At 44.1% G+C, this 16,215-nt stretch carries 9 protein-coding genes; 4 read left to right on the top strand and 5 right to left on the bottom strand.

Annotation, left to right across the window (positions count from 1 at the left end):
- Positions 1 to 707: 707 nt before the first annotated feature.
- The 3 genes from malM to malK are packed head-to-tail and all read right to left on the bottom strand — an operon-like array spanning position 708 to position 4,067.
- Positions 708 to 1,664 carry a maltose operon protein MalM gene (gene malM / locus AAY47_RS15600; protein ID WP_047771052.1) on the bottom strand — a complete coding sequence of 319 codons (957 nt, stop codon included), beginning with the start codon at positions 1,662 to 1,664 and terminating at the stop codon, positions 708 to 710.
- Complete coding sequence (locus AAY47_RS15595) at positions 1,664 to 2,923, bottom strand: maltoporin (protein ID WP_047771051.1); 1,260 nt, start codon at positions 2,921 to 2,923, stop codon at positions 1,664 to 1,666. Before AAY47_RS15595 ends, malM begins: the two co-directional genes overlap by 1 nt.
- A 34-nt stretch (positions 2,924 to 2,957) precedes the next feature.
- Positions 2,958 to 4,067: a maltose/maltodextrin ABC transporter ATP-binding protein MalK gene (malK, locus tag AAY47_RS15590; protein WP_047771050.1), complete on the bottom strand. Its 1,110-nt coding sequence runs from the start codon at positions 4,065 to 4,067 to the stop codon at positions 2,958 to 2,960.
- 427 nt (positions 4,068 to 4,494) lie between these two features.
- Here malK and malE point away from each other — a divergent pair, with 427 nt between their 5' ends.
- The 3 genes from malE to malG all read left to right on the top strand — a co-directional run bounded on the left by malE (position 4,495) and on the right by malG (position 8,243).
- Entirely contained in the window at positions 4,495 to 5,694 is a 1,200-nt protein-coding gene (malE, locus tag AAY47_RS15585; protein WP_047771049.1) for a maltose/maltodextrin ABC transporter substrate-binding protein MalE, read from the top strand.
- Positions 5,695 to 5,783: 89 nt separating this feature from the next.
- On the top strand, positions 5,784 to 7,340 hold the full coding sequence (gene malF / locus AAY47_RS15580) for a maltose ABC transporter permease MalF (protein ID WP_047771048.1): 1,557 nt from the start codon (positions 5,784 to 5,786) through the stop codon (positions 7,338 to 7,340).
- A 12-nt stretch (positions 7,341 to 7,352) separates the two neighbouring features.
- Positions 7,353 to 8,243 (top strand): maltose ABC transporter permease MalG, encoded by an 891-nt coding sequence (gene malG, locus AAY47_RS15575; RefSeq protein ID WP_047771047.1) that lies wholly within the window; start codon positions 7,353 to 7,355, stop codon positions 8,241 to 8,243.
- 182 nt (positions 8,244 to 8,425) lie between these two features.
- On the opposite strand, the gene malQ is transcribed toward malG, so the two are convergent.
- Both malQ and malP read right to left on the bottom strand, forming a co-directional pair.
- Positions 8,426 to 10,570 (bottom strand): 4-alpha-glucanotransferase, encoded by a 2,145-nt coding sequence (gene malQ, locus AAY47_RS15570; protein ID WP_047771046.1) that lies wholly within the window; start codon positions 10,568 to 10,570, stop codon positions 8,426 to 8,428.
- A 9-nt stretch (positions 10,571 to 10,579) separates the two neighbouring features.
- Entirely contained in the window at positions 10,580 to 13,042 is a 2,463-nt protein-coding gene (gene malP, locus AAY47_RS15565; protein ID WP_047771045.1) for a maltodextrin phosphorylase, read from the bottom strand.
- A 367-nt stretch (positions 13,043 to 13,409) separates the two neighbouring features.
- Between malP and malT the strand changes: the two genes are divergently transcribed.
- Entirely contained in the window at positions 13,410 to 16,124 is a 2,715-nt protein-coding gene (malT, locus tag AAY47_RS15560; RefSeq protein WP_047771044.1) for an HTH-type transcriptional regulator MalT, read from the top strand.
- Positions 16,125 to 16,215: the final 91 nt, after the last annotated feature.

Below are 16,215 nucleotides of genomic sequence, written 5' to 3'. Positions count from 1 at the left end.
CAGGTATTACAAGCAGGATTTTCTAACCTGAATGTTATTTGATCATTCATGCGGTTGCCCTGGCTTGCTTGGCGCTGTTGATCTGTTTTTCCAATTCGGCTTTATCGTAATATCACGATAATTGAATGTAGGATGTAAAATCATTTAATTTATAAATAGCAAGAGAATACTCTAATATGATATTTTTTACTGAGGATAGATGTGATGGATTTCCTGGGAATAATATTGGAAGTTTTTTATAACATTATAAAGTGCATTATCAGGTTTTTTGCATGGATATTTAAGGTTGCCATGAAGGAAGCTATTGTTTCATTACTTTCCATAGGGATTTTATTCTGCATTATATTTTCATTAATAATTCCTAGGTTGATTTTGGGTATTTTACTGTTACTAATGTTTATATGTTTGTTTTATAAATTCCGTGTAAAAATAAAGGATTATCTGAATAAGAAAGGGTTTATGGATTACTTTAAGTAAATATGATGTTAGTAATTCTATGCAATGAAAATTCATCTGATAAGGATAATGAACTAGTATACCAATCCAACTTCAAGATGCGTGTTATATTTCCCCGCGCAGCGGGGAAATATAAGGCCTCGCGTCGTCTTGTGGATTGCAACTTGAAGTTTATCGCGTATATCTTTTAAGAGCCTATTCCCTTAGGCTCTTAAGTTAAATATCTCGCTATAATGATTTGATGAATAAATTTATTTTTTGTATTTTATCGTCTTGATAAAAGTATCCCGTGCAGTTGGAGACCCAAGTCGTTCTGCTTCATCTAATAGTTTCAATGCCTTATCAACATCACCATGGTTAATCGCTCTTTTGATAGCGTCATTGAAATACCGTTCGGTGTCGTTCAGTACAGGTTTAACTACTGGGGCAGTAGTTTGTGGTACATCGGCCGGGGTTGTTCTTATCGGTGATGTAAATACTGTTTGTGTAGAACCAACTGTGATCGGTTTAGGTGCAGGTGGAGAAAATACCTGGCCTATCAGAACGTTGCCTGCATTGCTTTCTGATTGTACTTTTAACGTTAATGTACCTGTTGCTGTATGGCGAGCGATCGGATCTGGAATATCTGGCACAGAATTACCGACACCTTTAGCATAAGCTTTAGCAGGATCGACCATTTGTGTCGAAGCTTGTAAATCAGAACGGGTGGTATAAATCAGCAAATAAATTCGTTGTTGTCCCAATGCCGGTGTCAGCTTTAACACACCCTCAAGTCTATCGGTGGACATAATACTCGGTTGTTGATAGTGGAAGTAGTGGCTTGGATAGAAAGCCGCAGGGTGGAGTTGTTCATCAAAGACTAAAACATTCGGTGAGTATACTTGCTTATCTTTTATCAGACTGTTCAGAGTGATTTCCAATGAACCCTGATTGGCCGGTAAAGCAAATGTGGCTACCGCACCTTGGATATGACCATCATTAAGCTGCTGTGATGTGCTATCAAGAATAAGAGTCTGTGTGCTATGAGTATTAATGGGCTGCCACTGTAATTTCTGCAAGGTTGGCAAAGACAACGTTGGGGCAGAATTGGTTGTCTCTATGCCTGGTTTTGCTGGGTCAGACAGTGCAGTATCTGATGTAGCATAACTCGCCGGAATTGAGTTGCAGAGCAGGGCACTGAGACAAAGTGAGAGTAATTGCTTTTTCATTACCACCAAGCCTCAAATTGGGCACCAAATGTAAACTCATCGCTGTTCCCACGACTGAATTGATGGGCTGCTGTATCTTTGGCGGCAATGCTGCCGTCATAACCCCATTTTTCATTCCATTTGGAGTAAGAAGTAAATAAACGGATAGCCGGGCGTGACCAGATGCTGTCACCCGCTTGCCACTGTTGAGCCAGAGTGACCTTGAACTGGTTATTGTTTTCCTTAGTGCGTTGTGATTTCACGTGGTCATAACCCACTTCCATTAAGGTACTCATTATCGGAGTCCACTTATACATTGGGCGGACACCCACGGTGTACCATGTGTTGCCATTGTTATTGTCGAGGTCAATGTCTTGATACATGGCGGCATACATGAGATCCCAGTTCTTGGTGATACTAATGGCACCATGATTCAGGATGCGCAGCATATGCCCGTCATTATTCACATTAGCACCTTCGGCACGCCCATTACCGCTGGAAGTCATGGCATCAGTTGCGTACTGTAAGACAAATTTGTTGAAACCACCTAACAGGCTTTGGGTATGTTCGGCAGTCAGCATCACACCCTCTTTGGATGCTTGCTTATCAAGCTGGTATCCCTTACGTGTATTGGCACGCCCATAATCGATACCAAACTCTAGTGTGCCACCGGCATTGACAGGTAAGTTGGCTAACCGTATATCAAAAATGTCATTTGAAGTATTTGGGGCCTCCGTGCGGTTATTATTAATCCATCCGTATGAACCGCCTGCTTCTGTATTACGGGTCACCGCGAAGGAAAGCTTACCAAACCCAAGGTCAATATTTTCCAATCCTGCGCCAGGGCCGGAAATATCCCAGTAATAGAAGTCAATCATATGTACATCGTGACGCTGGTAGAAACGCTTACCCGCCCACAGTGTTGAACCAGGCAGCCAATCAATAATATTGGTTGCCTTCACGTTGACTTCACGAAAACCAGGTCTTGTATCTTCCCAGTCTTTTTGCTGACTGACGGAATAGGCTAAATTGGTATCAAAATAGAAACTTTTATTCCCTTCTTTCCATAACTCTTGCCCTAACTTAAGTTCGGCGTAGGTTTCACATTCGTTGCCGAGACGGTATTTACTTGCTGCACCAGTGGCTTTGGCACACTTTTGCTCACCGCCACTACCTGTCCAACCAATACCTGAACGGGCATAACCGTGGAAGTCAACAGCAAGGGCTTGCATCGAAAATAAACCAGTTAGCATAGCCAATGAGAGAGACAATATACGCATAATGATTCTCCTGTTATTTTTTATAGCCGCGGATCTAGATTCCGGGTTCTTTATGTAAACGCTGACATGCAGTTCCATCTTCACGGAAAAGATGACATCGGTGGGGAGCGAGTCCGATAGAGAAATCTGCACCTTCTTTAACGAGAACAATATCAGGTTGGCGGTAAACCAAATTTTGATGAATGGCAGGTATGCGGATGTGAATCTGAGTTTCGTTCCCCAGTTGTTCCACGATCTGTACTGTCCCCTCTAACGTAACATCGGCTACATCATTAGGCAAAAGATGTTCGGGGCGAATTCCCAAAGATACATTACTACCGACAGTTAGCCCTTTGCTTTCAACTGGCAACCAGACTGGCTGACCGTTAGGCAGGATGATCTGTACCTGATCAACAGCAATCGCGGAGACTTTGACTGGCAGGAAATTCATTTTCGGTGAACCAATGAAACCTGCGACAAAGCGATTGGCAGGATAGTGATAAATTTCAAGTGGCTTACCGACCTGAGCAATATTGCCCCCATCCAGAACCACAATTTTATCTGCCAGAGTCATGGCTTCGGTTTGATCATGGGTGACATAGACCATTGTACGTTGTAATCGTTTGTGTAGACGTGAAATTTCAATTCTCATCTGTACACGCAAAGCCGCATCCAGATTAGAAAGCGGTTCATCCAGCAGAAAGATATTGGGTTCAGCAACGAGAGTTCGGCCAATGGCGGCTCGCTGGCGTTGGCCGCCGGACAGTGCCTTAGGACGGCGTTCCAGTAAATGGGCAAGCTGGAGGGTTTCTGCAACTTGTTGCACTCGTTTGTGGATATTGCTTTTTTTGACACCCGCCAGCTTCATGCCGAATGACATATTGTCTGCAACAGAAAGATGGGGATACAGCGCATAAGATTGAAAAACCATGCCGATGCTGCGTTTGGCGGGTGGAACATCATTCATTCGTTTTCCGTCTATCAGCAAATCACCGGACGTAACGTCTTCCAATCCTGCGATCATCCTTAGCAATGTCGATTTCCCACATCCCGACGGGCCGACAAATACGACGAATTCCCCTTCCTGAATATCAAGATTAAGATCTTTGGAGATGACAGTTTCACCATATGATTTAGATACATTGTGGAATGTGACGCTAGACATTTGTTCCCTCCCTCGGATTTGCCACCTCAGTTTTTTGTTCGTTTCCGATTCGTCTTCGTTTTCTATTTGTCGCAGCGAGAAACTTACTGAAAAACTGATGGTTGGATTGTGTATAAAATAACAGGCGCGAAAATCCTCCATCCCAGAATTTTTAGTGGTGGAGGAGTCAGGAGGACGAGATTAATACGATTGAGAAAGAAAGAAGAAAATTGTCAGGTAAGATGTGATTTAAATCGCAAAAAAGGATGCTGACTTGATGTTAACGTACTGATTTTAATTATTTTTGTAAGCCAGTTCACACTCGTACGGTATGAGGCGTAGGACTAGGGAGGATGAGTCTTTTTTACATTGATTGCACACTGGTGCCATTTTATCGTGATGTAACAAAGATAATTATCTTGAACTAACAAATGAAAAAGGCGGAATGATGACCAAGAAAATTTTAAAAGTAGGGACTCGTACCCTGATGCTTTCCGTTTTAACAACATGTGTATTGTCTGCTTCGGTTTTTGCAAAACCGGAAGAAGGAAAGTTGGTCATTTGGATCAATGGTGATAAAGGTTATAACGGACTGGCACAGGTTGGTGAGAAATTTGCAAAAGAAACGGGGATTCCTGTCACCGTTGAGCATCCTGACAAACTGGAAGAGAAATATACCCAGATTGCAGCCAGTGGAGATGGGCCGGATATTATTTTCTGGGCACATGATCGCTTTGGTGGCTATGCACAGTCAGGGTTAGTTGCTGAAATCACGCCTGATAAGTTATTTATTGATAAGCTATTTCCCTTTACATGGGATGCCGTTCGTTATGACGGAAAATTAGTAGGATACCCTGTCGCAGTTGAAGCCCTTTCTCTTATCTACAATAAAGACTTGATTAAATCTCCGCCTAAAACATGGGAAGAAATCCCTGCCTTGGATAATGAGCTGAAAAAGCAAAATAAAAGTGCACTGATGTTCAATTTGCAGGAACCGTATTTTACTTGGCCGCTGATTGCTGCTGATGGTGGATATGCCTACAAGGCAGAGAACGGTACTTATAATGTTAAAGACAGCGGAGTGAATAATACGGGGTCTAAAGCGGGGCTGAAATTTCTGGTTGATTTAGTCAAAAATAAACATCTCAATGCCGATATCGATTACTCCATCGCTGAAGCTGCCTTTAATAAAGGTAAAGCAGCAATGACGATTAATGGTCCCTGGGCATGGGCGAATGTCGATAAAAGTAAGATCAATTACGGTGTTACCCTATTACCAACCTTTAAAGGAAAACCCTCTAAACCTTTTGTTGGCATTTTAACTGCGGGAATTAATGCGGCCAGTCCTAATAAAGAGTTAGCCAAAGAATTTTTGGAAAATTATCTGCTTACCAATGAAGGGTTGGCAACGATGGACAAAGATAAACCACTGGGAGCGGTGGCTTTGAAATCCTATCAGGAGATCCTGGCGAAAGATCCACGTATTGCGGCCACGATGGCAAATGCCCAAAACGGCGAAATTATGCCGAATATTTCCCAAATGAGTAGTTTCTGGTACGCAATGCGTAGCGCTGTTCTTAACACGGTCAGTGGGCGTCAGACAATAGATGCTGCCCTTAATGATGCTGAAGCGAGAATGACAAAATAAACGAGTGACAGGCTCCTGAGTTTAAGGAGCCTTAGCTCTTATTGTGATGATGTTGGATAGTCACAATTGTTGGTAACAGGAAGTGCAAGATGTCAGCGACATTAGAAAAAACAGTATGGTGGCAGCATCCTGCCCTGAAATGGTTTGCTGTAGGTATTTGCCTACTTTTTACAGGTTATCTGGTTGTGCTGATGTATGCACAGGGAGAGTACCTGTTTGCTATGGTGACACTGGTATTACTGGGAAGCGGTATCTATGTTTTTTCTAACCGGAAAGCATATGTTTGGCGCTATACCTATCCTGGGATTGCTGGAATAGGGATATTTATACTGTTTCCGCTTATCTGCACGATTGCTATTGCTTTTACAAATTACAGTAATACCAACCAGTTAACTTTTGAACGTGCTCAAACGGTATTAATGAGTCGCCACTATCAGACAGGGGAACCATTTAATTTCAAACTCTATCCGGTATCTGAACAGTGGGTTTTGGCTTTGAGCGCTCCTGATAGCACCCACTTATTAGTATCTGAGCCTTTTTCTCTTGCGGGAACGGAAGAAATTATTCTGTCTCTTCATGAACAGGAGAAAAAATTTGAAGGCAATGCTGCGACATTACGTACTATTACGCAATATCGGCAGGCATTGAATCAATTGGTAGTCGTTCTTCCTGATGGCAGTAAACTGAGAATGAGTTCCTTACGTCAGTTCTCTGCTATAAACCCTCTTTATTCCCTTGATGAAGATGGGATTACACTGACCGATAAACAAACTGGCATACGATACCAGCCGAATATGGATACAGGGTTCTACCAATCCATTAATGTTGAAGGAGAATGGACTAAGGAAACGTTAAGTCCTGGATTTACGGTTTCTATCGGTTGGAAAAACTTCTTACGGGTGATACAGGATGAAGGTATCCAAAAACCTTTTCTGTCCATTTTTGTCTGGACAATGGTTTTCTCCCTGGCGACCGTGGCATTGACGGTTACCCTGGGGATGGCTCTCGCGTGCATTGTACAGTGGGAAGCGCTTAAGGGACGAGTGATTTACCGTGTACTGCTTATTTTACCTTATGCTGTTCCTTCGTTTATTTCCATTCTGATTTTCAAGGGTTTGTTTAACCAGAGTTTTGGTGAAATTAATCTGGTGCTAAATGGGTTGTTTGGTTTTAAACCGGATTGGTTTACAGATCCGACATTGGCTCGAACCATGTTGATTATTGTAAATATGTGGTTGGGTTATCCCTATATGATGATTCTTTGCATGGGCTTGCTGAAATCTATCCCTGATGATCTTTATGAGGCATCAGCACTTGATGGCGCAGGGCCGTGGCAGAATTTCACCAAAATTACTTTTCCATTATTGATTAAGCCATTAACGCCGTTGATGATTGCCAGTTTTGCTTTTAATTTTAATAACTTTGTCCTGATTCAATTGCTAACCACGGGTAAACCTGATCATATTGGTACATCGACTCCAGCGGGTTATACCGATCTTTTAGTGAATTATACCTACCGTATCGCATTTGAAGGTGGTGGTGGGCAGGATTTTGGTCTGGCCGCAGCAATTGCAACATTGATCTTCTTATTGGTGGGTGCATTAGCCATCATCAATTTGAAAACTGCCCGCATGAAATTTGATTAAGGAGAAAAGAAGATGGCGATGGTACAACCCAAATCGCAACGATGGCGGGTATGGGGAACACATGTATTAATGCTGGCTTTTATTGCCACGATTTTGTTTCCTCTGCTGATGGTCATTGCTATTTCTTTGCGTCCGGGTAATTTTGCTACGGGCAACCTGATTCCAGACACCGTTTCATGGGAACACTGGAAGCTGGCACTTGGTTATAGCGTGGAGTCTGCTGATGGACACGTCATGCTTCCCCCATTTCCGGTCATGCAATGGCTTTGGAATTCTGTCAAGGTTGCCTTGATTACTGCCGCTGGCATTGTGGCATTATCAACGACGTGTGCTTATGCATTTGCTCGAATGCGCTTTCGTGGAAAAAGTACCTTACTCAAAGCGATGTTGATTTTTCAAATGTTTCCGGCGGTACTTTCTTTGGTGGCACTATATGCCTTGTTTGATAGATTGGGAGAATATATTCCTTTTCTTGGTCTCAATACCCACGGTGGTGTGATTTTCGCCTATTTGGGCGGAATTGCTCTGCATGTATGGACGATAAAAGGTTATTTCGAAACGATAGATCGTTCTCTGGAAGAAGCCGCTATGTTGGATGGGGCGACATCGTGGCAAATTTTCCGTTTGATACTGTTGCCACTCTCTGTACCTATATTGGCTGTCGTATTTATTTTGTCGTTTATTGGCGTGATTACCGAAGTACCTGTTGCATCTCTATTATTACGTGATGTGGACAATTACACGCTGGCAGTGGGAATGCAGCAATATCTTCACCCACAGAACTATCTCTGGGGGGATTTTGCTGCTGCGGCTGTGCTTTCTGCTATCCCTATCACGGCGGTTTTCTTACTTGCCCAACGTTGGTTAGTCGGTGGGCTAACGTCGGGAGGCGTGAAAGGCTGATCCTCTCCCCCAATCATATTTAGCTATATATGATTGGGGCGTTTTCTGGCTACTTGGCTACATATATACCAATCCAACTTCAAGATGCGTGTTATATTTCCCCGCGCAGCGGGGAAATATAAGGCTTCGCGTCGTCTTGCAACTTGAAGTTTATCGAGTATAGCTGTTAGCTCAGTAAGTTATTAACCCTGTTTTCGGCACTCTCCGATTGTTTGTAACAAGTCATTGATATGAGCATCCACAAACATAGTTTCCAATGTTGCGGTAAGTTTTCGTCGCCAGTTGGGATATTCCTCTGTTGTGCCAGGAATATTAACGGGGTGTTCCATATCCAGCCAATCTTCAGGTTGTAATCCTAATAAGGCACAGGCGCTATGAGCTATATAGCGGTGTATGCTTTGATTTATAACATGTGACATCGGATATTCTGTTTGTTTCAGTGATGCCGTTCCCTGCAACGAGGAGAAGATATCTGTCTTGAGCGATTCTACTGATAAATAGCCGTGACGGTTTAAACTGGTTAATAACGCTTGCTTGCAGCGTTTACGTTCCGAATATAAATCAACAAGAAGAGTTTTATCGGGGTATAAACCGATATCTTCTCCTAAGGTTAAATCTTTATTTTGCCAGAATCCGCGTAAAGTAGGTAAGTCATGGGTAGTAATGGTTGCCATCGCTTGCTCGGGATATTCATCGGGAGAACGGTATTCACCTTGCTCATTGCGTTCGAAATAAAATACCTTATAGGAATAAACACCCCTGTCCCGTAACTTATCGACAATTTCTTCTGGCACAATACCTAAATCTTCGCCTATCACCAGGCAATGATTGCGCTGGCTTTCCAACGCCAATATTGCCAGCAGATCGTCAACCGGATAATGGACATAAACGCCTTTGTCGGCAGTTTCTCCTTGTGGTATCCACCAGAGTCTGAGCAGTGACATCACATGATCGATGCGTAATGCACCGCAATGACGCATATTGCTGCGCAATAATTCAATGAAAGGTTGATAGGCCTGAGTTTTTAATACATGGGGATTCATTGGCGGAAGTCCCCAATTTTGCCCCAGTGGTCCCAGAATATCGGGGGGCGCTCCGACGGATGCTTTAGTGCAATAGATGCTTCGGTTACACCAGGTTTCTGAACCCCCTTGTGCAACACCGACGGCAAGATCACGGTAAATACCAATTGGCATGTGATGGGTTTGGCTGGTAGTGAAGCACTCAGCAAGCTGGGTATCAGCTACCCACTGTAGCCAAAGGAAAAACGCTATCTCCTGTGGATATGAATGGCAGAATGCCTTAACCGCGTCATTTTCTGGTTCACGGTATTCTTCCGGCCATACAGGCCAGCCCCAATAGACATTATTTTCCCCATATAACTTATGGTGTAGGGCATCATAAACAGCTTGATAATAAAGATTTTTGCCTCCTTTGGTCACAAACTGTTGGAAAGCGATCTGTTGGGGATCATCGCCAGAGCGGCGCTTAAATTGCGGATAAGTCAGATGCAATGCAGCCATTTTTAGAGACATTACTCTGGTGTAATCAACCCATTCTGCCTGACGGGCTTGCTGGAGTTTGGATTGTGTTTCCGCTGAATGCCACCACTTTTGTGCTTCGGCGCTACAATTAAAGTCGTCTATCTGATTTACAGCAATATAGATGATATTGAGCCAGTGGCGGGAAGACGGACTGTAAGGGCTGGCGTTTTCAGGCATTGCCGGATAGATGGCATGAAGAGGGTTCAGGCCAACAAAGGCCCCACCACGCTGTGCCAGTTCTTGCAGCATATATTTCAGGTCGCCAAAATCACCAATTCCCCAGTTATTTTCTGATCTCAGGGTATAGAGCTGGACACAAGCCCCCCAAAGTTTTTCTCCACGTGTTATGGCATCGGGTTCGTAACAACGTTTAGGGGCAACAATAAGTTGTGTCGAGTATTGCCAAGCGCCAGTTTCTGGTTTCGCCTCCGATATCAAGTTCAGCGTGTGGTATCCCAGGGGGAGATTGGCAGGCAACGTGAGCTGATGTTGGCAGTAACCCTGAAATATCTGCCCTTGTTCAGTGTGTATCTGCCACTGGTAATTATTTGTATCCTCCAGAGGCAGGATTATTCTTTGTTCCTGAATAACCACCTTAACATTGGGTAAGGGGGAGGCGCGTAAATGAGAAACCGGCCTCCCGACCGGTATATCTGTACTCATGGCTTCCAATATCCGATACCTGATTTCAGCAGGGATCGCCTGAGGTTTCCCATAGGCATTAATATATTCGCTGACAATGCCGGCCTCAGTTGCCAAATCATTGAGGCATTTTTTTTCCATACAAAACCCCTAGTTAGTTTGCCAGATACGTTGTTGATAATCCTGAATAGCGCGGTCAGAACTAAAGTTACCCATTCGGGCGGTATTGAGTACAGTACTGCGTGTCCAGCTTTGGGCATCGCGATATCGAGTGTCAATTTGCTGGTGGGCGTGGCAATAAGAGGCAAAATCAGCCAGCACTAAATAAGGGTCACCGCCGTCAGTCAGGCTATGTAACATAAGATTAAACGCGTGCGCATCTCCATGACTGAACTCACCCTTGGCGAGAGAGTCAAGGATAGCCTTTAGATGGTGATCCTGCTGAAGGATATCTTGCGGATTGTATCCGCTGTTCAGTAAAGCCTTAGCTTCTTCCACGGTCTTGCCGAAAATAAAGATATTGTCATTTCCGACGTGTTCGGCGATTTCGACATTCGCACCATCCAGTGTTCCAATAGTGAGTGCGCCATTTAAGGCTAACTTCATATTGCCTGTACCGGAGGCTTCTTTACCTGCGGTAGAGATTTGCTCTGATACATCAGCCGCTGGGATCATCAGTTCCGCAGCGGAAACATTGTAATCGGGGATAAAAGCAATTTTGATGCGTTCACGGACGATTGGATCATGATTGATCTTTTCAGCGGCATGATTGATGGCCGAGATGATGTTTTTAGCCAGATAGTAACCGGGCGCTGCTTTGGCACCGAACAGGAAAACACGAGGATGAATATCTAAGGCCGGATTTTCCTGAATTTGCCGATAAAGTGACAAGATATGGAGCAGGTTCAGGTGTTGACGTTTGTATTCATGCAGACGTTTTATCTGAATATCGAAAATGGCGTTAGGATCAATTTTCAGCCCCATGACCTTATTGACATAGTTAGACAGGCGAATTTTGTTATCTTGCTTAACCGTGCGATAAGTTTCGCGGAAAGCTGAATCATCGGCATAAGATTCGATTTGTTCTAAGGCAGCCAGATCATTTACCCAATCATGGCCTAATGTTTGGTCAATTAATGAAGAGAGTGCAGGGTTACACTGTTTTAACCAACGACGAGGAGTGACACCATTAGTCACATTGTGGAATTTAGTTGGCCACAGTTGATGATACTCAGGGAACAGATCTGTCACGATCAAGGATGAATGCAGGGCTGCGACCCCGTTGACGGCAAAGCAGGCGACAACACACAGATTAGCCATTCTGACTTGATTGTCATGGATAACTGCCAATTTTTCCCAGATTTGTCGGTTATCAGGCCAAATTTGTTCCACGGTTGTTTTAAAGCGTCGGTTGATTTCCTGGATGATGCGATGATGGCGTGGCAGAAGTGCACTCATCAATTGTTCATCCCAACGTTCCAGGCCCTCTGGCAGCAAAGTATGGTTGGTATAGGCGAAAGTTTTTCCTGTGATTTCCCATGCGGTTTCCCAACTTAACTGGTATTCATCAAGCAGAAGACGCATCATTTCAGGGATTGCGATAGTGGGATGAGTATCATTAAGCTGGATAACTTCGTATTGTGCTAGCGCTTCTATTTTTCGCCCTGCCTGCTGATGGCGGCGCAGAATATCTGCCACGGCACAAGCACACTGGAAATATTGTTGCATCAGGCGCAGTCGTTTACCTGCCTGATGATTATCATTCGGGTAGAGAACTTTGGTCAGACTGGCGGCTTCAATGCCTTGTTGTTCGGCATGCAGGAACTGCCCGTCATTGAAAAGTGACAGATCAAAGGGGGTATCGTAGGTTGCCTGCCACAAACGAAGTGGTTGGGTTACCCCATTATTATACCCAATCACGGGTAAATCCCAGGCTTCACCAATCAGGCTAAATGCGGGAACCCAGGTTTCATGACCATCGGCCGTTGTCACGATTTCGCCACCAAAACTGACGCTGACTTTTAATTGCGTGTTATGGCGAAACCATGGGTAGGACTCGCGTTCCCAATTATCAGGTGTTTCAATTTGTTGCCCATTTTCAAAGGATTGGCGGAAAAGACCATATTGATAATTGAGACCATACCCGATAGCAGGTTGATTGAGCGTTGCCATTGAGTCGAGAAAACAGGCTGCTAGCCTTCCTAACCCACCATTGCCCAATGCGGGATCGGTTTCTTCTTCCAGCACGTCACTCAAAATGATGCCATTTTCTGCCAGATAAGACTGAATATCGTTATACCAACCAAGATTCAATAAATTGTTGGCTGTCAGTCGGCCTATCAGAAATTCCATCGAGATATAGTTCACGTGGCGTTGATTGTCAGAGGATGGATTGGCACGGTTTTGCTGATGGGATAGGGGGAGTAATTCTGATACGGCTGCGCTAATGGCCTGCCACCACTGATGTGGCGTCATTTCCTGAGCTGCGTTGAGACCGAAATATTGCCACTGGCGTGTGAGTGCGGCCTGAAATAAAGCGTTATCGAGTTTCGGGTTTTTATCTAATGTGGGTTCTTGATTTAATGTCGATGATTTTAATGTGGATAGTTGCATGGCGTTGCATCCTGTCACTGACTGAGGAAAGTTTAGATAATTATTTACAGGGATATGCTGAAGGTTAGTGGCTTGGGAAACATCATCCCGTGAAAATATTCGCAGGGAGGAGCGCAAGGGCGTAGCTATTTCTTTCGAGCTTTTTCGCAATTTCATAGAAAAATAGCAAGGTTGCACCCAAAGAATGTGACAAGGTGCAATTTAACACAATGAAATTAATCAACTTGTTTGCAAAAGATGGGCGTTTCTCTACATTTGTTGGTCGTAAAGGAATGTTAATGTGTAAGTGACTTAATCGTGTCAAACAGAATTCAGGTATCAGTTTTATTCGTTGCTTTTATTCATTGCGTGTGAGGGGAGAAATTTAATGCTTATCCCATCGAAACTCAGTCGCCCCCTTCGACTCAATAATATGGTTATGCGGGAGCGTCTGTTGGAAAAGTTCAATGAAATTCAGGATTATCGACTGGTATTGATAACCAGTCCCGCCGGGTATGGCAAAACGACCTTGATGTCACAATGGGCTGCCGGACAGGATCATCTAGGGTGGTATTCTCTTGATGATAGTGACAACCAGCCAGAACGTTTCGCGAGCTATCTGATTGCGGCCATTCAGCAGGCAACGCAGGGACACTGTGTGAAAAGTGAGATACTGGCCCAGAAACATCAATATGCCAGCTTATCTACACTGTTTGCGCAGTTATTTATTGAGCTTAACGAATGGCAGCAACCGATTTTTTTGGTGATTGATGATTATCATCTGATCGTGAATGGGATTATTCATGAAGCAATGCGCTTTTTTCTCCGCCACCAACCCGAAAATTTAACATTAGTGGTGCTATCACGCCATTTGCCCTCGTTGGGAATTGCCAACTTACGCGTGCGTGAACAGTTATTGGAGGTTGATAGTCAGCAGTTGGCTTTTGATTATCAGGAAACACAACAATTTTTTGCCAAGCGGTTAGCCAATCCATTGGAGCCTGAACACTGCGAACAGTTATGTAATGACGTAGCTGGGTGGGCAACGGCCTTGCAACTGATTGCCCTTTCTGCCCGTCAATCCGGTAATACGACTGAAAGTTCAGCAAAGCGCCTTGCGGGAATTAATGCCAGCCATCTTGCTGATTACCTTGTAGATGAAGTTTTAAACCGAGTAGATCAGAAGACGCGGAATTTCTTGTTGCATAGTTCTATCCTGCGCTCCATGAATGATGGGCTGATAACCTGCCTGACGGGAGAAGAAAACGGTCAGCAACGTCTGGAAGACATTGAGCGGCAGGGGTTGTTTATTCAGCGAATGGATGATTCTGGTGAGTGGTTCTGCTTTCACCCTTTGTTTGCTTCATTTCTTCGCCAACGTTGCCAATGGGAAATGGCGGCAAAATTGCCCGAATTACATCGAGCCGCCGTGCAAGGATGGCTGATGCAGGGATATCCCGGGGAGGCTATTCATCACGCCCTGGCAGCGGGAGATACTATTTTGTTACGGGATATTTTGTTGCAACATGCCTGGGAGTTATTTAACCACAGTAAACTTTCCCTGTTGGGAGAGTGTATGAATGCACTGCCGTATGAACAGCTGCTGGAAAGTCCTCGCCTGGTACTGTTGCAAGCGTGGCTGGCACAAAGCCAGCATCGCTACTATGAGGTCAATGCATTATTGAATCAGGCAGAGCAATCACTAAAGCAGAAGCAAATCGCCATCGAACCGGAATTGCTGGCAGAGTTTGATGCTCTGAGAGCCCAAGTGGCGATGAATGATGGACGGCCCGCCGATGCTGAGGCGTTGGCCGAAAAGGCGTTGGAGAACTTACTGCCAAATAATCAATATGGTCGTATTGTAGCGATGTCAGTAAAAGGGGAAGTATTGCATTGCAATGGTCAGTTGGTCAGTGCATTGACATTAATGAAGCAGACGGAGCAGCTTGCCCGCCTTTGTCATGTTTATCACTATGCTTTATGGGCGTTATTGCAACAAAGTGAAATTTTACTGGCACAAGGTTATTTGCAGGCGGCTTATGATACCCAATCCCATGCTTTTGATTTAATCCGTGAGCAGCATTTGGAACAGTTGCCAATGCATGAGTTTTTGCTGAGGATACGTTCACAACTTTTGTGGTGTTGGGCTAGAATTGATGACTCAGAAGAGGTGGCGCGTCAAGGGTTGGAAGTGTTGGACAATTACCAGCCACAGCAGCAATTACAATGTCTTACCCAACTGGCGAAATGTTCTTTGGTCCGGGGTAATATTGATAACGCTCGCCGTTACTTGACCCGTTGTGAAAATTTACTGAGTAATGGGCAGTATCACCGCGATTGGCGAACGAACACTGACGAGTTGCGAGTCATTATTTGGCAGACTTTAGAAGATAGTGATTCCTTGACTCAATGGTTGGTACAGGCAGAGCAACCAGAGAGCTTTTGTAACCATTTCAATCAAAATCAATGGCGCAATATTGCACGGGCTAAAATCTTACTGGATCAGCATGAGGAAGCTGAATCTATTCTGGTGAAACTGAATGAATATGCCAGAAAATTGGCATTGGTCAGCGATTTGAATCGTAATCTTCTGTTGTGTAATTTGCTTTATTGGCAGCTTGGACGTAAGGCTGAGGCTCAGGATGTGTTGATGGAAGCGTTGAATTTGGCTAACTGCACAGGGTTCATCAGCCATTTTGTTATTGAAGGTGAGTTGATGGCTTTGCAATTGCGCCAGCTTATCCAACTGAATATCTTGCCTGAAATGGAACAGCATAGAGCCCAGCGTATTCTCCGGGAAATCAATCGACAGCACCGGCATAAATTTGCCCATTTTGACGAAACGTTTGTAGAACAACTACTCACTCATCCAGACGTGCCTGAGCTTATCCGTAATAGTCCACTCACTCAGCGTGAATGGCAGGTGCTGGGGTTAATTTATTCTGGTTACAGTAACGATCAAATTGCGACAGAACTGGATGTGGCAGCAACCACGATAAAAACGCATATACGTAATTTATACCAAAAAATGGGAATTGCTCATCGACAAGAGGCCATTCAACAGGCCCGGAAATTAATGCGAATGATGGGATTGGGGGTTTAACTTGCTAATTTTTAAACGTGATTTTTTCTGTGTTTAATACATTTAATAAGTATTAATAAATAACTGTATGATTTTAAAAATTTAAATTAAA

This window comes from Xenorhabdus griffiniae (genome assembly GCF_001028135.1).
In the GTDB taxonomy this organism is placed as follows: Bacteria; Pseudomonadota; Gammaproteobacteria; order Enterobacterales; family Enterobacteriaceae; genus Xenorhabdus; species Xenorhabdus bakwenae.
This window is presented reverse-complemented; position numbering and strand designations above follow the sequence as displayed.